Source organism: Methylomonas sp. EFPC1 (assembly GCF_016925515.1).
Classification (GTDB): domain Bacteria; phylum Pseudomonadota; class Gammaproteobacteria; order Methylococcales; family Methylomonadaceae; genus Methylomonas; species Methylomonas defluvii.
Genome location: NZ_CP070494.1, coordinates 1724617 through 1745126, shown reverse-complemented (window position 1 = coordinate 1745126; position 20510 = coordinate 1724617). Strand labels below are relative to the sequence as shown.

The 20510-nt window shown below is 50.1% G+C and carries 20 protein-coding genes; 6 read left to right on the top strand and 14 right to left on the bottom strand.

Annotated features, from left to right (window positions below):
• Positions 1-489: 489 nt before the first annotated feature.
• On the top strand, positions 490-1209 hold the full coding sequence (locus JWZ98_RS08190; RefSeq protein WP_205453918.1) for a hypothetical protein: 720 nt from the start codon (positions 490-492) through the stop codon (positions 1207-1209).
• Between the two features lie 540 nt (positions 1210-1749).
• On the opposite strand, the gene lolD is transcribed toward JWZ98_RS08190, so the two are convergent.
• From lolD to fur, 3 genes are read right to left on the bottom strand one after another with little or no spacing between them, the layout of a single operon-like run.
• The gene (gene lolD, locus JWZ98_RS08185; protein WP_033158998.1) at positions 1750-2448 is read right to left on the bottom strand and encodes a lipoprotein-releasing ABC transporter ATP-binding protein LolD; all 699 of its coding nucleotides are present in this window, start codon (positions 2446-2448) and stop codon (positions 1750-1752) included.
• Positions 2441-3688, bottom strand: a complete 1248-nt coding sequence (locus JWZ98_RS08180) for a lipoprotein-releasing ABC transporter permease subunit (RefSeq protein WP_205453917.1) — start codon at positions 3686-3688, stop codon at positions 2441-2443. Before JWZ98_RS08180 ends, lolD begins: the two co-directional genes overlap by 8 nt.
• A gap of 2 nt (positions 3689-3690) precedes the next feature.
• Positions 3691-4113 (bottom strand): ferric iron uptake transcriptional regulator, encoded by a 423-nt coding sequence (fur, locus tag JWZ98_RS08175; protein WP_205453916.1) that lies wholly within the window; start codon positions 4111-4113, stop codon positions 3691-3693.
• A gap of 115 nt (positions 4114-4228) precedes the next feature.
• On the opposite strand from fur, the gene bamE reads away from it, so the two are divergent.
• Positions 4229-4783 (top strand): outer membrane protein assembly factor BamE, encoded by a 555-nt coding sequence (gene bamE / locus JWZ98_RS08170; RefSeq protein ID WP_205453915.1) that lies wholly within the window; start codon positions 4229-4231, stop codon positions 4781-4783.
• 18 nt (positions 4784-4801) lie between these two features.
• On the opposite strand, the gene JWZ98_RS08165 is transcribed toward bamE, so the two are convergent.
• Genes JWZ98_RS08165 through JWZ98_RS08145 form a run of 5 tightly spaced genes read right to left on the bottom strand, consistent with a single transcriptional unit; the run spans position 4802 to position 7607 of the window.
• On the bottom strand, positions 4802-5275 hold the full coding sequence (locus JWZ98_RS08165) for an NYN domain-containing protein (protein ID WP_205453914.1): 474 nt from the start codon (positions 5273-5275) through the stop codon (positions 4802-4804).
• Positions 5276-5282: 7 nt separating this feature from the next.
• A complete protein-coding gene (locus JWZ98_RS08160) occupies positions 5283-5597 on the bottom strand; it encodes a pyrimidine/purine nucleoside phosphorylase (RefSeq protein ID WP_205453913.1) in 315 nt (104 codons plus the stop codon).
• A 36-nt stretch (positions 5598-5633) separates the two neighbouring features.
• Positions 5634-6221 (bottom strand): class I SAM-dependent methyltransferase, encoded by a 588-nt coding sequence (locus JWZ98_RS08155; RefSeq protein ID WP_205453912.1) that lies wholly within the window; start codon positions 6219-6221, stop codon positions 5634-5636.
• Entirely contained in the window at positions 6196-7251 is a 1056-nt protein-coding gene (locus JWZ98_RS08150) for an FAD-dependent oxidoreductase (RefSeq protein ID WP_240348271.1), read from the bottom strand. The genes JWZ98_RS08155 and JWZ98_RS08150 overlap by 26 nt, the downstream gene beginning before the upstream one ends.
• 5 nt (positions 7252-7256) lie before the next feature.
• Positions 7257-7607 carry a HopJ type III effector protein gene (locus JWZ98_RS08145; protein WP_205453911.1) on the bottom strand — a complete coding sequence of 117 codons (351 nt, stop codon included), beginning with the start codon at positions 7605-7607 and terminating at the stop codon, positions 7257-7259.
• Positions 7608-7973: 366 nt separating this feature from the next.
• On the opposite strand from JWZ98_RS08145, the gene JWZ98_RS08140 reads away from it, so the two are divergent.
• The 4 genes from JWZ98_RS08140 (at position 7974) to JWZ98_RS08125 (ending at position 12358) form a co-directional block, all read left to right on the top strand.
• Positions 7974-8483 carry a polysaccharide biosynthesis/export family protein gene (locus tag JWZ98_RS08140; protein ID WP_033159006.1) on the top strand — a complete coding sequence of 170 codons (510 nt, stop codon included), beginning with the start codon at positions 7974-7976 and terminating at the stop codon, positions 8481-8483.
• 94 nt (positions 8484-8577) lie between these two features.
• A complete protein-coding gene (locus JWZ98_RS08135; RefSeq protein WP_240348269.1) occupies positions 8578-9813 on the top strand; it encodes a TonB-dependent receptor in 1236 nt (411 codons plus the stop codon).
• A gap of 1 nt (position 9814) precedes the next feature.
• Positions 9815-11557 (top strand): lipopolysaccharide biosynthesis protein, encoded by a 1743-nt coding sequence (locus JWZ98_RS08130; protein WP_205453909.1) that lies wholly within the window; start codon positions 9815-9817, stop codon positions 11555-11557.
• 18 nt (positions 11558-11575) lie between these two features.
• Positions 11576-12358, top strand: coding sequence for a CpsD/CapB family tyrosine-protein kinase (locus tag JWZ98_RS08125; RefSeq protein WP_205453908.1), 783 nt, complete (start codon positions 11576-11578; stop codon positions 12356-12358).
• 48 nt (positions 12359-12406) lie between these two features.
• On the opposite strand, the gene JWZ98_RS08120 is transcribed toward JWZ98_RS08125, so the two are convergent.
• The 6 genes from JWZ98_RS08120 to JWZ98_RS08095 form a co-directional block, all read right to left on the bottom strand.
• A complete protein-coding gene (locus JWZ98_RS08120; RefSeq protein ID WP_026601179.1) occupies positions 12407-14794 on the bottom strand; it encodes a tetratricopeptide repeat protein in 2388 nt (795 codons plus the stop codon).
• A gap of 154 nt (positions 14795-14948) precedes the next feature.
• On the bottom strand, positions 14949-15608 hold the full coding sequence (locus JWZ98_RS08115; RefSeq protein WP_205453907.1) for a hypothetical protein: 660 nt from the start codon (positions 15606-15608) through the stop codon (positions 14949-14951).
• A gap of 11 nt (positions 15609-15619) precedes the next feature.
• Positions 15620-17314: a putative porin gene (locus JWZ98_RS08110; protein ID WP_205453906.1), complete on the bottom strand. Its 1695-nt coding sequence runs from the start codon at positions 17312-17314 to the stop codon at positions 15620-15622.
• 18 nt (positions 17315-17332) lie between these two features.
• Positions 17333-17995, bottom strand: a complete 663-nt coding sequence (locus JWZ98_RS08105; RefSeq protein ID WP_036275632.1) for a TonB family protein — start codon at positions 17993-17995, stop codon at positions 17333-17335.
• A gap of 11 nt (positions 17996-18006) precedes the next feature.
• Positions 18007-18411 (bottom strand): biopolymer transporter ExbD, encoded by a 405-nt coding sequence (locus tag JWZ98_RS08100; RefSeq protein WP_020482301.1) that lies wholly within the window; start codon positions 18409-18411, stop codon positions 18007-18009.
• A 129-nt stretch (positions 18412-18540) separates the two neighbouring features.
• A complete protein-coding gene (locus JWZ98_RS08095; protein ID WP_205453905.1) occupies positions 18541-20328 on the bottom strand; it encodes a DUF2341 domain-containing protein in 1788 nt (595 codons plus the stop codon).
• Positions 20329-20510 lie beyond the last annotated feature (182 nt).

The window sequence follows — 20510 nt, the reverse complement described above, 5'->3', positions numbered from 1 at the left end:
TCGCTATCGCGACAACTGATTTTAATGTCGGGTCTCGGCCCGACGGCCGAGATACTTTCTTTTGCTCCGCCAAAAGAAAGTATCCAAAGAAAAGGCGGCCCGGATGCCGCTTATTCCCTGCGCTCCTCGCTTTTGAACGGGGTTGCCGAAAGGGGCTTCCTGCCCCTTCGGCAACGCGATGCATCCCTGCATCGCCCCTAACGGGCTAGTCCGTTCAAAAGCTCCGGTGCTCGGCGCGGCATACGGGAATCAACACCGCCCCGACTGTGAAAGATTTTGGGGATTGTTCAGAGTTTTTATGTAGCTCAGAGTAGCGCAGCGTATTCGGAGGAGCGAGAAATTTAAATTACACCTATGTCCGATTACGCTGTGCTAATCGGAGTATCTACGAGCTTCAAAATTTTGTATGACGCATTAGCAATAGCGTAATGCACCGAATGATTGAAAACCACCTTAGCCTTAAGCAGCAAATTTATTTATGGAGGATTTATGAAAAAAGCCTGGATTTTTACGCTCACGACACTGCTAGCAGCTTGTTCCGCAACTGATATGCGGCCCCACCTGGAACAATCGATTGGAGACACTCCAAAAACTCAGTTTTCCACCGCTACAACTGTGGAAGAAATTAGAAATTTGCGCCCGCAGGCAACGATCCCATTGAAAGTCGCGGTAGTGACAGCCAACCACCGTCGAACGGAAATTTCAAAGGAAGAGCAAGAGGCTATAAGCATTTGGGGCGAAAAGTTTAAGGCCTTGGGTTTTATCAAAAGCTTTGACATTGTCCCTCAATCCTTAATATCAAATTGTGGCTATCGAAGCGAAGGCAGTTGCTTCTCCAACGAATCACGCCTAGCCGGCGCAAGGATGGGAGCCGACACCATCTTGTTCATCAACGATAGTACGGATACAGATTCATACTTAAATCCATTGAGTATGTTAAATATATCCATCATTGGAATGTGGTTAGCACCTGGGCACCACCGAGACTCATATTCGATATACGAGGCCTCCCTTCTTGACATAAACAATGGGTATTTGTACGGATTCGCGCGGGATAGCGGTGAGTACAAAGCAATCCGCCCATATATGTACGCGAACCGTAATACAGGGCAAAACGAAGCTCGGCTGGAAGCGTTGAACAAAGTTTTTCAAAAACTCTATGCCGCAGCCGAAGAACAGATGCATAAAGGTTTAAGTTTGCACAAATAGCCTAGATGAAACTCAGCGAAATCCAGAACTATAGAAACCATCAAAACCTCGATTTCGTTTCACTCCATCGCAGTTTCATTGCTCCCTAACCGACTTTTAATTCCGGGACGATTTTTTATCCCGTATGCCGCGCCGAGCACCGGAGCTTTTGGCGAGAATTGCCCGAAGGGGTGCGGCAGGGATGCCGCACGTCGGCGGAGGGGCTGGGAAGCCCCTTCTGCCGACCCTCGTCAAAAGCGAGGAGCGCAGGGAATAAGCGGCATCCGGGTGGCCTTTTCTTTGGATACTTTCTTTTGGCCACGCACAAATTCGTCTGGAACGAATTTGAACAGCCGACAGGCTGGCCCGAAGGGCGAAAACCAAGGATGGTTTTCGTAGCGAAAGTATCTCGGCTGTCGGGCCGAGACCCGACGTTAAATCAAGCCGTCGCGATAGCGACACAACCATTTGAATCTCCTCTCCCCAACCCTCTCCATCAGGAGAGGGAGCAAACACCCTGAGGAATTAAGGGCAGTACCAGAAAATCAGAGATAGCCGCCTTCAGCTATGATGCACCCTTTCCGGCACAATCAACCCATCCTCCATATAAAGCACATGATCCATTCGCCCAGCCAACTCAGGATCATGCGTCACCACCAAAAAACTCACCTGTAATTCCTGGTTTAACTCCAGCATCAACTGATAAATTTGCTCAGCAGTTTTGCTGTCCAGATTACCTGTGGGTTCGTCGGCCAGCACGCATTTAGGCTGATTGATCAAAGCCCGGGCCACAGCAGCGCGTTGCCGCTCGCCACCGGATAATTCGCCGGGTTTGTGCAGCATACGATGCCCCAAGCCGACACGCTTGAGTAACTCGGCAGCTTGTTGTTGAGCTTGCTTGATCGATTGGTTGCCGATCAACAGCGGCATTGCCACATTTTCCAGGATGGTAAATTCACCCAGCAAATGATGAAACTGGTAGATAAACCCTAGTGAACGATTACGAAGCTGACTCAGTTTGCCGGCACTAATCTTGTTCAAATCGGCGCCATCCAGCATCACCGAGCCGGAGCTGGGTTTTTCCAGGCCGCCCAGTAAATGCAGCAAGGTGCTTTTGCCGGAACCGGATGCACCCATGATGGCGACGCGCTGACCGGCATGAATCGCCAAATCGACGCCGCGCAACACTTCGACATTCAAATCGCCCTGCTCGTAGCGTTTGGTTAACTGCTGGCACTGCAACACGATGGCATTATTCATAACGCAGTACCTCGGCGGGGTTGATACGCGCCGCCTGCCAGGCGGGATACAACGTTGCCAATAAGGACAGTAAAAACGCCACGCAGGCTATCCAATACACATCAGTCCAGATCAGTTTTGACGGTACTTCGCTGATGTAATAGACGTCGGCAGCCATGAATTGCACGCCAAAGGCTTTTTCGATAGCTGGCACAATGGTTTCCACATTCAAAGCCAGCAATACGCCACCGACGGTTCCCAATAAGGTACCTATGCTGCCGATGATGCAGCCCAAAACGATAAAAATGCCCATCACCGAACCGTTGGATAAACCCTGGGTTTTAAGGATGGCGATGTCGCCGCGTTTATCGGTGACGACCATCACCAGCGTCGAGACGATGTTGAAAGCCGCTACCGCGACGATCAGCAGCAAGATGATAAACATCGCCCGCTTCTCGGTCTGCACGGCGCGGAAGAAGTTGCTGTGGGCTTTGGTCCAGTCACTAACCCGAAACTCATCGCCCAGCGTATCGGCCAAGCCTTGGGTGATGCGCGGGGCATTAAATAAGTCATCCAGCTTTAAACGCAAACCGGATACGGCTTGCTCCAGGCGGAACAATTTGCCGGCATCATCAAGATGCATCAAAGCCATGTTGCGGTCGTACTCATACATACCAACCTTGAACACACCCACCACGGTGAAGCGTTTCATGCGCGGTAAAATCCCGGCCGGCGTGGAGTTAATTTGCGGCGTAATCACGGTGACCTTGTCACCCATCATCACGCCTAGATAGCTTGCTAATTCGGCACCCAAGACAATACCAAACTCGCCTGGGACTAAATCGTTCAAACTACCGAACATCATTTTATTGGCTACTTCCGACACTTTGGCTTCGTATTCGGGCAACACACCTTGCAGTAAAGTACCGCTGACTTGGCGGTCAGCATTAACCATCACCTGACCGTGGATAAACGGCGCGGCACCTTCGACATGCGGCATGCTGCGAGTACGTTGCTCTAAAGCTTGCCAATCATCCAGCTGACCGAAGCGCCCGGTAATCGTGCTGTGAGCGGTCATACCCAGGATGCGTTCGCGCAATTCGGCTTCGAAACCGTTCATGACCGACAGCACGGTAATTAAGGCCGTGACACCCAGGGCGATACCAAGTACGGATGTTAAGGTGATGAACGAGATAAATTGAGTGCGTTTTTTGGCGCGGGTATAGCGCAACCCGATATACAGGATGAGAGGTTTAAACATGCTTAGGCTTTTGAGGGTTTACAAGCGGCGCAATAACCGTAAAGGTAAAGGCTGTGATCGGTCAGTGTATAGCCCAATCTTAGGGCAATTTCCGATTGGCGTTTTTCAATGACTTCATCGGTAAATTCGTCGACTTTCCCACACTTCATGCAGACGACGTGATCGTGGTGGCCGCCGCTATTTAGTTCGAATATCGAGTTGCCGCCCTCGAAATGATGACGGTTAACCAAGCCGGCGGCTTCGAACTGGGTCAAAACCCGGTAAACCGTCGCCAGGCCAATTTCCTCACCTTCCGCCAACAGAATTTTGTAGACCTTCTCGGCCGACAAATGCCTATCGTCCTGTTGTTTTTCCAGAATCTCCAGAATTTTGATCCTGGGCAAGGTCACCTTTAAGCCCGCATTACGCAAATCCTGAGTTTCCACAAGCCCCCTCCTTTAAACCGATAATCCGCAACATTGTATCGTTTTTTGCGCCAAGCCGCTGACAGAATTATGGGATAATGGCCCATCGTTTGTCGTCAGACTCCATTCTCTTCTCATGAAAAAATCGACTTTTTTGCTAGCGGCCGTCACCAGTTTATCGATTAACGCTTGCAGCACCATTCTCACTAACTTGCCCGGCGTGTACACCCTGGATATTGAGCAAGGCAATATCATCGATCAAAGCATGATTAACCAATTGCGGCCCAATATGACCAAGCGCCAGGTCTTGTATATCATGGGTTCGCCTATGCTGTCCGATGCCTTTCATGAAAAACGCTGGGACTATTTATACTCTGAGCAACCGGGCGGCGAAGACCGGGTGCAAAAGCGGGTGTCTTTATTTTTCAATGGTGACAATTTGATGGGCGTGCAAGGCGACTTCAGACCCAGCTCGATGCCGGTTGCCAAGGAATCCACGGAAACCAGCGTCGACGTACCAAAACGCGACCTGGAACGCTCGATGTGGGAAAAAATTAGCGGTTTATTCGGTAGCGACGAACCCGAAACCTTTGCCCGCAGAAACAATCAAAACGCTACCGAACCCAAAGAAGCCGCCAGTTCCGCAGAGAAAGGCAAAGAATTGGTAGAAGAAGACGCCGACAAACAATAAGCAAAACGCCCAAACGTCTCACAGCAATAATGCACCGGCGATGGCGATGAAATTGTCGGCCGCTTGAATCAAGGCCGGCGCGGTTAAACTATGAATGCCATAAACATCGCTGGCAGTACCGAAATCGCTGCGCACCTTTTGCAATAACAACTCGAAATCGCCGTCGCCAGACAAAAGAATAATACGATCAGCCCGCGCGGCGTAGTCCATCACATCCAAGGTGATTCCTACATCCCAATCGCCCTTACTAGTACCGTCGCGGCGCTGAATATAGGGTTTTAGTTTGACCGTAAAACCAATATTTTTCAGGATCTGCTGAAAACCTTGTTGCTTGCTGTCTCCGCGGTCCGTCGCATATGCAATGGCAGCGACGACCTGTTTACCTGCGGTTGCCTGCTGCCAAAACGCGCTGTAATTGAAATGCTTCTGGTAGCGTTGCCGGGTGGTGTAGTAAATATTCTGCACATCGACAAAAATCGCTACCTTTTCCATCCAATGCTTACTTCAAAAAAGAACAGCAATAATCGCTGGCAACACTAACCTTCATGGTGAAGGCGGCATTGCCGGGCACATTGAAAGACTCGCCGCCTTTCACCGCTTGCCAGGCATCGTTACCGGGCAACAACACTTGCAGTTCACCGGCCAGTATTTCCATCAGCTCAGGATCCGCCGTGTTAAAGGTATATTCGCCCGGCTGCATAAAACCCAAGGTTTTTGAAGAGCCATCGGCAAACTTAATGGTGCGGCTATTCACTTTTCCATCGAAATAGACATTGGCCTGCTTGACGATGGTGACGTTATTGAATTCTGACATGATGCAAATCTGTTACTAGTAAAAAAAGGAGCGCAATCATAGCAGATCGGCTTGATTGCGAATAACAAAAAGCCGGGGCGCACTAGGTTTGTCGTGACTGCTAAGAACAACTTCCGTAGTAAAACGACTTCCATCCAACTGCCGACACCATGCCGCCAACTGCTCTGCCTCCAGATCACCGCCGGCGTGACCTGGATACGCCAATACCGTCATCACGGCGCGCGGCGCCAACAAGCCAGACGCGGCATTTAAGGCGGCCAACGTCGAATCGATTTGGGTAATCACGGTTTTGTCGGCGCCGGGTAAATAACCCAGATTGAACATCACCGCTCTCACCCGGCCACGCCACTGCTCAGGAACATGCAACAGCATATCGGCATGGCTGGCGAGACGCAGTATCACCCGGCGCTGCAAATCGAGCTGAAGTAAACGCTGAAAACTGTTGATCAGCGCTTGCCGCTGAATATCAAATCCGAACACATGACCACTCGCCCCAACGCTCTGCGCCAGAAACACGGTATCGTGACCGTTACCCACTGTCGCGTCGACCGCCACGTCACCCGGATCTAGGTAAGAACCAACAATATGATGGGCAGTTTCAAGCAGGGATATAGGTTTTGTCATAGCGGCGTATATCACAAACGGGCGGCAAACCGGCGTACTGTTGCAAGTAATCGGCAAACCGGGCAGCGTACCAGGGAATCGCCAAGCTGCCCTTGGCGCCAAAGCCATTGAAAATATGCAGTTGCGGATATTTGGGATGCGTGCCGATAAACGGCTGTTTATCGCGTGTAGCCGGCCGGATTCCGGCGCGATGCTGATAAACATTAAGGTTTTGTTGTTGTGGGCAGACCGCACGTAAGCTCGCCAATAAAGCGGTTTTCGCTGCTTCGGTCGGCACATGATCTACTTGATCTGTTTCGAAAGTCGCACCGGTCTTAAAGCGCCCGGACTCCAATGGAATCAGCCAATGCCCGTAATTCAAAATCTGTTGTGCAATGTCTTGCCTACTTTCGCAACCCAGTATTTCACCTTTTGCCAATTGAAAAGGTAGATACTTAAACCATGGATTGGTAAACGCCTGATAACCTTCGCAGAAAACAATATGCCGCGGATATATTTCCTGCCAACGCAGCGCCGGCTCGAGATTAATTTCTGCGTATTGCAGAGTGTGTCGCCGATAACAGTGCTTGTTCCGTAAAAAATCACGCAACCGACTCAGCAAAGCCTCGGTCCGCAAATAGCCGGTCTGGCCTTGTTGCAACACACCGTAAGGCGCGTTAATTCTCTTGGGGGCCGCCGCCAACTCCGACAAATAGTCGCGATAATCCGCCTGGCTCAAACGGCGTTCGGCAATTTCAAGCTCTTTGGCGGTGCGCAGAATTTTCAGCATTGGCATTTGCTGATAGAAGGCTTGTCCAAACTGTCTCTCAAGTTGCCGATAAACATGCATTGCAGCCGGCAGCAGGTTTTCCACATCCACCTGCTTTACCAAGCGCTGCCCGGTCACTGGATTGATCAGACCGGCCGCGACTTGCGAGGCGTTCTCCGCACCGCCGTCCACCACCAAGATTCGCATTTGCCGCTGCCATAACTCCCAAGCCAATAAACTGCCAGCCAAACCCTGACCGATCAGCAGTACATCAATTTGCACGGCAATTATTGGGCTTGCAAGGCCTCGCCTTTAAAAACAATGCCTTCCCAACCATCACGCATAAAGTGTCTGATATTTTGATGATCGTCGCCGGACGGGTTACCCAATACATCTTGGCGATAATAATCACCGAAGAGCGCCAGAGTTTGTTCGACAGTCAGTTTATGCAATTTGGCGAATGCAAAAATCTTGCAAGAGCCCTCATTACGACCCGCTTCGTTTACCAGAGGCTGTTGCAAGCCGTTACTAAATTCGGTGGGTTGGTATTGATAATGCTCGGCAATAAGCGCAATGACTTCCTGAAATTCGACCGCTTGCCCAGATTTAACACGTTGTAAAAAATCGTTCACTATCACTACCTTACTCCCAAAGTTTTATTAATTTTTGGTTAATTTACTGTTTGATTCGAACAAAACACAGTCATTCCCGGTTATAATCGCATGAAATGTCTAGGTGTTTCTCACCTAAGACTGTGTTTGGGATCGTCTTATTCTTGTTATATTCCGTTACTAAAATCCCGCCTTACTTTGGCGTTTGGCTCGAAAAGTGCGGTTTGCAACCTCAATAACATCATAAAGGAATACATTTTGAAACAGATAATTACTCTTTTCTCGTTTTGTCTGCTTTGCTCCTCCACTGCCCTGGCAGAACCGGAAACCCCGATCCCACCTGCACCGCCAATAGAGCCCATTAACAACACTACAATCAGCCCTGCACCTACGGTGACTATAGAGCAGACCAATTATGCGGCTTACCAACTATCGCCGGGTGATGCATTGGAAATCACGGTCTGGAAAGAAGAAGGTCTACAACAATTGCAAATCCTGATTTCCCCGGACGGCACGATTATTTTCCCCTTGATCGGCACCGTCGGTGCTGCCGGCAAAACCATTACCGAACTGAAAGACAATTTGACCAGCAGACTGGCCGATTACATATCCGACCCCTCGATTTCGGTTAAATTACTCAACAACCAGGGCAACTCCATCTTCGTGATCGGTAAAGTCAACAAACCCGGACAAGTGTTTTCCGGCAGACGCCTGGATGTGCTGCAAGCGCTGAGCCTTGCCGGCGGCCTGACCGTGTTTGCCAAGGAAGGTTCTATCAGCATTATTCGCCGTACCGGCGATCAAGTTAAAGTGTTTCCTTTCGACTACAGCGATGTGATTGATGGCGAAGACCTGGAACAAAACATCCTGCTGGAACCGGGAGACACGGTTACCGTACCCTAAGCGGAATTAGATAGAAACACTATCTATGAAGATAAAAACGGATTTTTTGCTACCTGCGTTGGTTTTATTCAGCACCGATGGCTACGCGCTGGATTTGTTGTTCAAACCGGAGTTCAGCTTTAAGGAGCGCTTTGACGATAACGTACGCATGCAGATTCATCCAAAGCATAGCAATTTTATCAGCACCCTTTCTCCAGGTGTGATGTTCGGCTATCTTGCCGACGACAACGAATTGAATACCCGTTTTAAGTGGAATGAGTTGATTTACAGTAGCGACTCGGCGCTGGATTTTTCCGAAAAACTGGTCAATCTTAGCCACAAATACCAAAGCGAACGTTTCAAAACCGATCTTGCGGCAAGCTACGCTGAAGAATCCTCGATTAATAACCAACTCGACCCTACAGTAATCGACCCAACACAGATCAACGAAGCAGGTGGTGTGCAACTTCTCGTACCACGGAACACCAAATCAGTCTCCCCGACTGTCACTTATAATTTGAACGAAAAAAGCTCTCTACAATTGGGTTATAGCTACCAGGATGTGGCGTTTGACAGAGCGCAAAATCTGACAAACATTTTCAATTACTCGGATTATAGTTTCCAGCAATATTCGGCAACGGCCAGCCACGCTTACACTGAACGTCTGTCATTTAACCTGACAGGGGCGTACTCTGAGTATGAATCGGCTAACCAAAGACCGGGAACTGTGTTTGGTTTCCCCGTGACATCTGGTTTCAGCCAAAAGTCGACAACTATTACCTATCAAGCCGGCCTGCAATACATGTTTAACGAGCAAACCCAGTTAGCTCTGTCAGCCGGTATCCGCGACACAACAACTGACAGTACACAATTCACTTATTTCAGAGACACCACAATTCCTTTTCCACTCAGCCAACAGTCTTCCTTGTCAAGAAACACGGTGGGTAATGTGTTTTCGGCTAGTCTAGCTCGCAAAAGCGACTGGGGTAACTTTAGCTTAAGTGCCGGACAACAGCTCAACCCGGCCAGCACAGGTCAGCAACAAACCTCAACCACCTTTTCAGCCCGAGGCCGATACAATCTCACGGAGCGCTTATCCACCGGTATCAACGCCAATTACTTGCTATCTGAATCGATATCCACATTTAGTAACGATACCAGCAGAAGCAATAACCGCACATTTATTACCCTATCACCCAGTGTTCAATGGCGTTGGACGCCGGAAATCAATTTGGATCTGTCTTATAGCTATCGCCAGCAAGTGTATGAATCAAACAACCAGACCATCACCGGCGATAGCGTACAACTACAATTCTCTTATCAACCGCAAATCAATCGTCAGGTGAAATAGCGTGGAAAATCAAGCCATCGACATCAAGGACTATCTAAAAATCATCAAACGACGTAGACGGTTTTTAGTTATTCCGTTTCTAATCATTGCGCTGATCAGCATCGTTTTGGCAGTACTGCTACCGGCTGTGTACCGCTCGACCTCCACCATTTTGATCGAAGCCCAAGAAATTCCCGCCGAACTGGTGCATTCCACTGTCACGACATTCGCTGACCAGCGGATTCAGATGATCAGCCAACGGATCATGACCCGACCGAATTTGACGGAAATCATCAAAAAATACGATCTCTATGCCGAGGAACGGCAAAAAGAGCCCGAAGAAGTCATTCTGGAAAAAATGCGTAAAAGCATTAAAGTAGAAACCATTAGTGCCGACGTCGCCAATAACAAAAGCGGCCCTGCCCAACAAGCTACGATTGCCTTCACGCTAACATTTGATGATAAATCGCCTGAGCTTGCGCAAAAAGTCGCTAACGAACTGACGTCCTTGTTCCTGAAAGAAAACATCAAATCTCGCACCGAATCTGCGGAAAATGCAGCATTGTTTTTGAGTGAGGAATCCAAACGTCTTAAAGCCAAAATTCAGGAAATTCAACAAAACCTGGCTACGTTCAAGGAAAAGAACCTGAACCAACTGCCGCAAATCAGCGCCATGAACCAGCAAGAACTGACCTCCTTGAGCAATCAGTTATTGCAACTGGACAGCCAAGAACGGACACTGCAAGATAGACGTTATTATCTGGAAGGCGAACTGGCGCAAATCGATCCCAACACCATGGCTACCAACGCCGTGGGCAATCGGGTGTTCGATATGAAAGACCGCTTGAAGGAACTGCAATCGCAATATCCATCGGTGTTATCCAACCATTCTGCGAACCATCCCGATGTGATTAAAATCAAACGGGAAATCGACTCATTGCAAAAAGAAATCGGCTCCAACACCGATCTGAATGCGATGAACGGCGAACTAACCGACAGAAAAGCAGAATTGGCCTTGTTGTTGAAACAGTATTCGGACAAACACCCGGACGTGGTGAAACTGCAAAAACAAATCAGCGCCTTGCAACAAAGCCTGGCTAGCGCGAAACAAAGCGACTACAGCAATGCCAGCATTCAACCGGATAACCCGGCCTATATCACCTTGAAATCGCAACTGGCTTCAGTGAATACCGAAATCGAATCGTTGAATTTCACTCGTAGTCGCGTACAGAGCAAAATGGAAGAGTTACGCTCAAGCCTACGCCAATCGCCATTGGTTGAAAAAGAATACATGGATTTGATTCAGGATCTGGACAATACCAATCTGCGCTACCGGGAAGTGAGTGCCCGCGAAATGGAGGCGCAAATCTCGCAACAATTGGAGATGGAAAGAAAAGGCGAGCGCTTCACCTTAATCGACCCTCCGCAAGAGCCGTTGCAACCGGTTAGCCCTAATCGAATTGCAATTATGGTACTGGGTATGGTGTTGGCTTTGGCTAGCGGTTTTGGAGCAGTCGCGTTGACCGAAATGCTGGATTCGACCATCAATAGCCCAAAAGCGGTCGCCGCGATTCTGGGCGTGGAACCTTTGGCTTCGATACCTTATTTTGAAAGCCAAAAAGAACATCAAGCTCATAAAAACGAAAGACGGCTGTTGTTGATAGGCATGGCAATAGCCGGCATTCTGGCTGTCGTTGCTTTTCATTTTATCGTCATGCCGCTAGATGTATTTTGGTACAAATTACTACGTGTCGTGGGCAATTAATCAGTTAAGGGAAAATTTATGAACCCCATTGAAAACCTCGTGGAAAAAAACAATCCAACGGCTGCTTCATTAGCCAATCAACCGGGCGACAAAGTCAGTATCGCTTATACCCAAACCCGGGTACACAGTCCGGATCAAAACTTACTGAAGCAAAACCGGATTATTTCCGCGGCGCTGCCCGGCAAATGGCTGGAATCCTACCGAATGTTGCGCACCCGCTGCCTGCAACAAATGGATGCGATGGAATGGAAAACAGTGGCTATCACCAGCCCCAGCGACGGTACCGGTAATAGCCTTACGGCCGCGAATTTAGCCATCAGCATGGCGATGGAACTTGACCGCACCGCCCTGCTGGTCGATGCCAACTTCCAGAATCCCAGCATAAACCAATTATTCGGCATTCAACCGGGCGCGGGTCTAAGCGACTATTTGTTGAACGACACTGAACTAAGCTCGATGCTGATTAACCCCGGCATTGAACGCCTGGTAGTGCTGCCGGCCGGCAAACCATTGTTTAACTCGACGGAAATGCTGCGCTCGCCGAAGATGGTACGACTGGTTAACGAACTGAAAAGCCGTTACCCCTCGCGTATCATTATTTTCGATATGCCGCCGATTCTGTCGCACGACGATACGCTGGGCTTCTCGCCTTATGTGGATTGCGTGTTATTGGTGATCGACGAAGGTCATACCAAGACCGAGCAGTTGAAGCACGCAGCCTCTTTGTTAAAAGACACCAACGTACTGGGGACAGTATTCAATAAAGCCACCGATAATAAAATCGGCTATACCGGGGTTTAAACCGGTTTGACGTGGCTACTTGCGGTAGCCACGTCACTGTATTCCCTATCAGAGTTTACTCAAAACATCCTTCGCTTCATTCAAACCGTCGAACTCGACTTTTTTATCGACCGCTTTTTGCAAATACTCGCGGGCTTTAACCGGATCGTTTTGCTTGAAGTAGACCATACCCAAATGATAATTGCTGATCGGTGATTGCGGATCGCGTTCGATCACTTTCAACATGATCTCTTTGGCCTTGTCGTAATTGCCTTGTTTATAGGCAACCCAAGCCGCCGTATCCATCATGTTAGGGTTATTGGTCTGCAACAAAGGTTCGGCCAATTTGGCGGCACGTTCCAAACTATCTGGACTGGACGAAAAATCCGACAAGTAACTGGCCAGATTATTAACCGCAACCACCGAATCTGGATGCAGTTTGTAAGACTCTTCGTATAGCGCCAGAACCTGCTCATGTTGACCATCGCGATGATACAAACGCGCCAAATCATCGACCAACTCCAATGCGCCCTTAGTCTTCTCAATACCCTTTTTATAAATATCGATGGCTTCGGCCTTATTTTTTTGCGCCAGTTCGATCAGGGCCAAATTCCGATAAGGGCTATACCAATCCGGTTTAATACTTAAAGCCTTTGTGTAAGCTGTTTTTGCGTCCGCGAATTTTTGCTCGTTCAGATAAGCGCCGCCCATCAGGTTATAGGCAATAAAATGATCCGGCTGCTGTTTGATGACTTGCTGCAATTTGCCGATAGCCTTATCCGACTGCTTCAATACCAAATAGCTTTTTACCATCTCGGTCAAAGGCTCAATCGCATCCGGCTTACGCGCTAGGGCCTGTTGAAACGCTTCTGTGCTGGCTTCCAACTTACCTTCCGCCTGATAGCCCAAGCCGGACATGTAAAAGCCGGTGGCATCCTTATCCGATAGCTGTTGCACCTGCTTAGCAATGTCCTGTGCCTTATCCCAATGCTTTTGCGACAACTCCATTTTAAACATCGCCTCCAAGCCTTTCAGACTTTTCGGATTGGCTTTCATCAGTGCTTCAAGCTGCTGTTTTGCTTGATCCTGGTGCCCGGCTTTCATATGCAAGCCAACCAAATCCAGCCGGGCGGTCTCATCGCCCGGTGCGACGGCAACCACTTTTTCCATGTTTTCTCTGGCCAGTTCTTCCTCGTTATTGCGCAGATGGGCCGCGGCCAGCATTTTCAATACGCCGATATTATTGGGTTGATCAACCAATACCGAGCGAAAATCGGAAATTGCATCGGGAATTTTGTTTTCACCCAAGGCAAACTGACCGCGTAGCGTCAAAGCCTCAGCATCGCGCGGATTGCTATCCAACACTTCTTTGATCAAGGCTTTAGCCTCGTCGCCACGCTTGGTCATGGCATACAAGGCAGCCAATTTATTCCGCGCGGTGATGCCGCTCGGTCCCAACTTATCCTGTTCGACGACTTCTTTCATAGTCGCTTCGGCCTTATCGATTTCCTTTTTGGAAAGCTGGATATTGGCCAGTTTGAATTTCAACTCATACGCTTGCGGCTTTTGCTCTATCATCGGCAACAGCTCGGCAATCGCCACTTCCGGACTGCGTTTTTCCAACAGGAAATCGACTAAATACGTCTTGGCGGTATCGTTGTCCGGCAATTTGCTGACCGCGTCGCGCAGAGTAGCTTCGGCTTTATCGACTTGTTTGGTACCGACTTGGAACAAAGCTAACGTACGGTAATGCTGTAATTGCTGCGGCTCCAGTTTGACAATTTCCACCAACATTGCCTCTGAATCGGCAATCTGATTGTTTTTAGCGTACAAGCCGGCCAGCATGCTGCGCAATGCAACATTATCGGGCTTCTTTTCAATAGTTTGCTTCAATAAAACAATCGCTTCATCGACTTTATCCAAACGCGCCTTAATAGACGCCATCATCAACGTCGCCGGCACATCGTCCGGACTGTTTTTCAAGGCGCGCTCCACCGTCATAATCGCGCCGTCGCTGTTATTTTTGGCTGCTTGTACGCCGGCGAACAACACCAACGCCTCGACATTATCCGGTTCCTTCGCCAACGCTTCGCCAACCATTTTTTCTGCATCGTCTACCGCACGATTCAACAATAACAACTGGCCGACCCGCACCCGCGCCATCACGTGATTTTCGTTGCCGGCAACGACGGTACTATATTCCTTAAAGGCATTTTCGATTTTGCCTTGCTTGCTCAGGGCTTCCGCGATTTGAAAGTGAGTTTCCCAGTCCTTAGGATCGATTTGCAGCACGTTTTTATAGGCAAGCAACGCTTTTTCATAATCGCCCGCTTGATATAGCTGTTTGCCTTCTTCCATGTATTTCGCTTTCCGTTCATCGGCGCCGTTACAGGCCACCAAGCCGGTCGATAACACAACAATGCCTAGATTTTTTAAAAAATTTTGTTTCGTTGCCATTAGTCTCTCGATAATTCGTGCGTTTGATTATGTAGCCGCCATGATGGAGCGCCGCTTTTTGGGATTTTAACTTATTTACGCGACCAAGCCTTAAGGCTTTCGGTAAATCGGCGAGGGTCGAGGTGCGGCATGTTGCCGCACCTGAGTACAGAAACTATTGGACGCCAGCCGGCGCTGTGCCGATATCTGCAGCGGATTGTTTTTGATATTTACCGGCGTTCAACTTGTCCTCATATTCCTGAACAATGGTTTCCATTTCGACACTATTGAATTGCAGCAAGGCTTCATTCTGCAACACACTAGCCAGTGCGCCTTTGTTTTCGTAGCGTGCCAGCAATTCCTTGGCAGCCTCGTAAAGTTTCACATTATGAGTATCGCAAACACCCAATTGCTGTTCAGTTGCTTGCTGCTTGGCATTTATTGCGGCTAATTGCGCCTGTAAATCCGCTTTAGCCTGACTCACTTCCTTATGCTTTTCAATCACGTCGGAGAGTCTGGCATTGGTTTTCTCTAAACGCTCTCGCACCTCGCCGTTGGAGTTTCGCTGCGCGGACAACTCGCTGCTGATTTGCTCCTTGGCTGCAACCGCCGCCGAATGGGCTTTTTTCAACTGCTCAAGCTCTTGTAAATCCTCGGCTAACTTGGCCGATTCGGCCTTTGCCGCATCCCGCTCGGCCGTCAGGCTTTTGACCATGGCTTGCAGCTTTAACACGGCGCCGTCGTTCTTGGCGGCCTCACGCGGCGCGGCCTGACCGGCAGACCAGCCGCTACTGACAAGCAGAAATAAAACGGCAACTATCGGAAATGTGTTCATTGGCAACCTACCTAGAATTGCGTATTGACATCGATCTGCAACACATCGATACCGAGAGGGGGTCCAGTGATGATATCGGCACTCAACCAGCGACCGGTCAGCCAGACGTTTTTCATCAAGCCATAGTTACCGCCGATGAACCAGCCTTTGCTGTTGGTACCGCCGAGGTGGAGGTCGGAATCGGTGAAAGCGTCCAATACCGCATCGCGCTCCACGTACTTGTAGGCGGCAAACACATTCCAATGCCCGGCCACCTCGGCTCGCGGCCAACCGAAATCCGCCCTAAACTGCCAGGCGTTGGTTTTACCCTCGACCACGGTACCGTTCAGCATCCGGCTGACCGCAGCTTTATTAAAGCCGACGTTTTTGGCGTAATCACCGCTTAAGCGCAAGCGATAGGGAGCGAACATGGCCATTTCGTAGGAAATATTGGCATTGACAATGTTGTAATCGGACGCCAAGCCGACCATACCCGGATTGGAAGCCAACGCCCCGGTGCCTTCTCGGCAGATCGACGCTAAGGTATTGCCGCCCTGCATGAATTCAGGCCGTGAAGCGGTGTTGCCGCGCGAATTCAGATCGCAGGTGCCTAAAACGCTGGTATTTTGTTTAGCTTGTACATTGACGTAATCGAAATAAGCCAGCGCTGCCTTTAAATTGTCTTGATTGACAAAGCCCCAATCCACCCCGACTTGACCGCCGAACAACCATTTATCGCTGCTCAGTGCCGACTCTTGCAGCGGAAACGCACCCGCCGTGGCAAACACGGAATGGGTTTGATCGTCGTTGGCCATCAAGCTGTCCGAACCGCCCAAACGGTGGCGCACAGTGCCGGCAAAACCCTCGAAAGATAAATCCGTATCCCACACCAATTCGCTACCGCCGGTAAATTCGCCGCCGCCGGTATACCAGGGATTCTTGATACGACCGCCCGACAAGGTCAGCCATTTGAATTTGTTATCGTCGAACGCATCGTATTGCAGATAAGCCCTATCCACGGTGAAATCGTATTTTTGCCCGGTAAATCCCAGAGACTGGTTGGTGGATACCGGATCGCGTTGATTACCCGTGGCCAAACGCACACCGGCCTTCAATCCATCAGTGACAATGGCATCAATACCCAAGCGCAAGCGTTCGCGGAAATGTTGTCTGTCAGTAGTGGTATTCAAGAATTGATCCACACCCGCCGCGCTCAGACCGCCTCTTTCGTTAACCGCCTGCCAATCGATATAAGAATTGGCGATATTTTCGTCGGCCATGTATTCATGCTGCGAGCGCAGACGAATATCACCGGATAATTTGAAGCGTTTGATCCAGTCAGGTAGCGCATTCGGCATACCCCATTGCTCGTTCTTGGCCTTTTGCATCACATCGCCGACCACTTCTTCGCGCAGCTCACTGCGCACCTGCTGACGAATCTCGTCTTTGACGAAGTCAGGCACATAAGCCACGCGCACTTCATCGGCCGGCACCGCTTCCTTGGCACCGGAGGCCTTGGCTTCAGCCACCTGCTGGCCAGCTTCGACTTCGGCTTGCTTGATCATCTCGTTAGCAGCCTTGTCGGTAATCACGCCTTGTTTGACCAGTTGTTTGATCAAATTAGTGGTGGTATTGCGCAGTTTCAGCAACTCTTCCTTTTCTCCGGCCTGCACGGTGCCGATCAGCCCTGATAGTGCCAGGGCCATCAGCTGTTTTTTCTTCGCCATTGTTTTACCTGTGGATACTTAAATACGTGATGAAATTTTTAACTTAATCGGCTGCTGCATGCCCGGCGGCGGTGCCTCCGCGACTCGGTCGAATTTGTTTAACAAGCGGCTGAGCAATTCGTCTATGTCCGCATCGTTGCTGCCCTTGGCCAATTCCACCCGTTCTACAGAGCCGTCGGCTTTCAGCCAGACCTTGACGATGGCGGTATAACCTTTACGGCGCAATTCTTCGTGGCTGCTGAGAATGTTCAGAATGCCGTTCTTGACCAAACCGCCGTACCAGGCAAACGGGTTGCCGGCTCCACCGCCGAACAGCCCGGTGCCGCCCTTACGGGCTGCCAGACCAAAACCGTCCGAACCGGCCGTGCCCTCGGCATCCAGGCCAAGGTCGCGCGGCGGTGCTTGTTCCGGTTCGGGTTCCGGCTCAGGCTCGGGTTCCGGATCGGGTTCCTTGATTTTTTCCTTGATTTCCGGCTCGGGCGGCTTTTCTACTTTCGGCGGTGGCGGCGGTGGGGGTGGAGGTTTAAATAAGGTAACCGCCTGAATTTTTTTCTCGTTTTTCGTCGGCTTTTTGTCGACGAACTCCATAATGATCTTAACGACGTAAAAAATCGCGATAGCGGCGATTACGGCAGCGATAAGCATCGGTATATAAACCCGCCAATGTTTCTTGTTTGACATGTCGCAAGGCTTTATTTGGTCAGATTTTGGGTAACCAGACCAACCTGGGTAATTTCCAGTTTGCCGAGCAAAGCCAGAATATCGACGACGCTTTGGTACTGGACAGTGGCATCGCCCTTAACCACCACCGGCAATTCCGGATTGGCGGCCTTGTATTGCATCAACGTCGATTCCAGTTGCTCCATCGTCACCGGAAAGGTATCCAGAAACAAAGTACCGTCCGCCGTCACCGTGATGGCTTTGGTTTGCGGCTTGGCCAAACTGGGCGTATTACTGGCCTTGGGCAGATTGACCTGCACGCCTTGCACGGCCGCCGTGGTCATCAGAATGAACACCACCAGCAACACATAAGCCAAATCCAGCATCGGCGTGACGTTGATTTCGTCGTACGCTGCGTTTTCTTCTTGAACTTTCATTGAGTATTCTCGTGATCCACAGATCGGGTTTCGGAAGTTGGGTTCGCTCGATAGAGCGCAATCCGGCACATCGAAGCCAACATGCCGGCTTAAGACTAGCGCCTAATCCGACTTACATTTCTTTTCAACTCAGCTATGCTGCTCGGCGAGTTTGGCGACGAATTCATCGACGAACACATGCATGTCGGCGGTCACCGCCTTGATGATGCTGCCCAGATAGTTGTAGGCAAACAAAGCCGGAATCGCCACGCCCAAACCGGCTACGGTAGCCGCCAAGGCCGCTGCGATACCCGGTGCGATAGCGTTGACATTCACTTCGCCGCTGGCCGCAATCGCCGCGAAGGTAATCATTACCCCGACCACGGTCCCCAGCAATCCCAGGAACGGTCCGCCGGAAATCGCGATGGTCAGCAGTACCATTTGCGAATTAAGTTTTTGCAGTTCCCGGACCAACACGCCATCCATGGAGGCCTTTACCGCATTCAATGCCTGGGCGGACAAGCCTTGTTCGGCCGCTTCGGCACCCACGCTTTTAGCCAGACGTTTATTCATTTCCTGCACGCCGACATGGTAGATGCGATAAATGGAAGAGCCGGCAAAAGCCGCATGATTGCCGGTCAAGGACAGCAACAACGGCGATTCGTCATAATCTTCCTGGCCGTCTTCGTCCTGGTGATCCAGATTGCTAATATTTTTGGCGCCTAATTGGCTGAAGGCTTCTTCGAATTTTTTGTTTTCACTACGCGTGCGATTCAAGACAATCGCCTTGCTGACAATCACCAAGGTACTGACGACAAACATCACCCCCAGAATACCGATGATGACCCAGCCGTCCACGGTGACGTTATCCAGCGTCGACATCAAATAGGATTCGCCACCCTCTTCGCTGTCGGGCGTGCTGTCTTCGCCGTAGTTCAACAATGCCGACGACTGGCCTTGCATGAGCGCCGCGAATTGCAGGTAATTCTGATCCCTCGCCACTTTGGCAATACCGAACTCGTCAATGGCGCCGACTAAGCCGCGTGAACCGTCCACCGCCGCGCCGATACTCATATCGCCCAGCAGCGACGGCACACTCGCCGGCAAGATACCAACCGGCTTACCGTCCACATATAACGTAAAACCGTCCTTGTTACCGGCGACCGACAAATACTGCCACGTGGCTAAATTTAGATCGGCGGAGCTGACCAATTGCTTACGATTAACTTCCAAAACCGGGGTTTGACCTCTAACAGATAAAATCAGCCCATCGCGCGCAAATATTACTCCGTCGGTCTGCGCCTGATCGATTTTCACCCATGCCGAAACCGTCCAGCCAAATTCGACGGCCATCTGAATGGCGGGCGTTGCCGCAATGCGTATCGATTGACTGCCGTTAAAGCCGCCAGCTTCGCCAATGGCTCCGCCTTCCACAACCGTTTGCGTAGCGGTAGCCGGTTGATTGGCGTAGGCCGTAGCGTCTTTCACCGGACCGGCCTCGAAGTGATAGGCAACCGCTTGCGCCACATCGAAAATTCCTGGCGCATCTTGGCCGTCTACAGCCTTGGGATTGCCGTAATACATCCAAAACATCGACTCCTCAGCGCTTGCGATGTCTTTGGGCAATTTCACCCAAATCAGCGCCATCTCGTTGACCGTATCGATTTTTTCGATATAAAACTTCAACGGAGTTTTATCGTCGCCGGCCATGAAGCGCAAATCTTTGCCGTTTTCGCCCAAATCGGCGAAGAAGCTGAAATTGCCGGTATGTAAACGCACCAGCACCAAGCCTTCAGCTACCGGCGTCACGCCGCCCTGCTGCAATTGCTGGGCGTCTATGGTTATTTTCTTTCTATATCCCCAGTCGTCGTTCCACCAAGCTTGGGCCAGTCCGGGCATCGCCAACAGGGCCGCTACTAATAACACAATCCGTTTCATGATCACTCTCAAATCAAAACATAAACTGGATTATCCCAACGTTTTTTTACATGATTATGACGAGCGGTAAAGTATCGAAAAAACTGGAAAAAATATTATTAAGCCGGACCTTAAATACCGTTCGCCTAAATGTCTTTGCGGGTACTTAGCCTGTCGAAGGGCACACCACTCTGGGCTTTGAC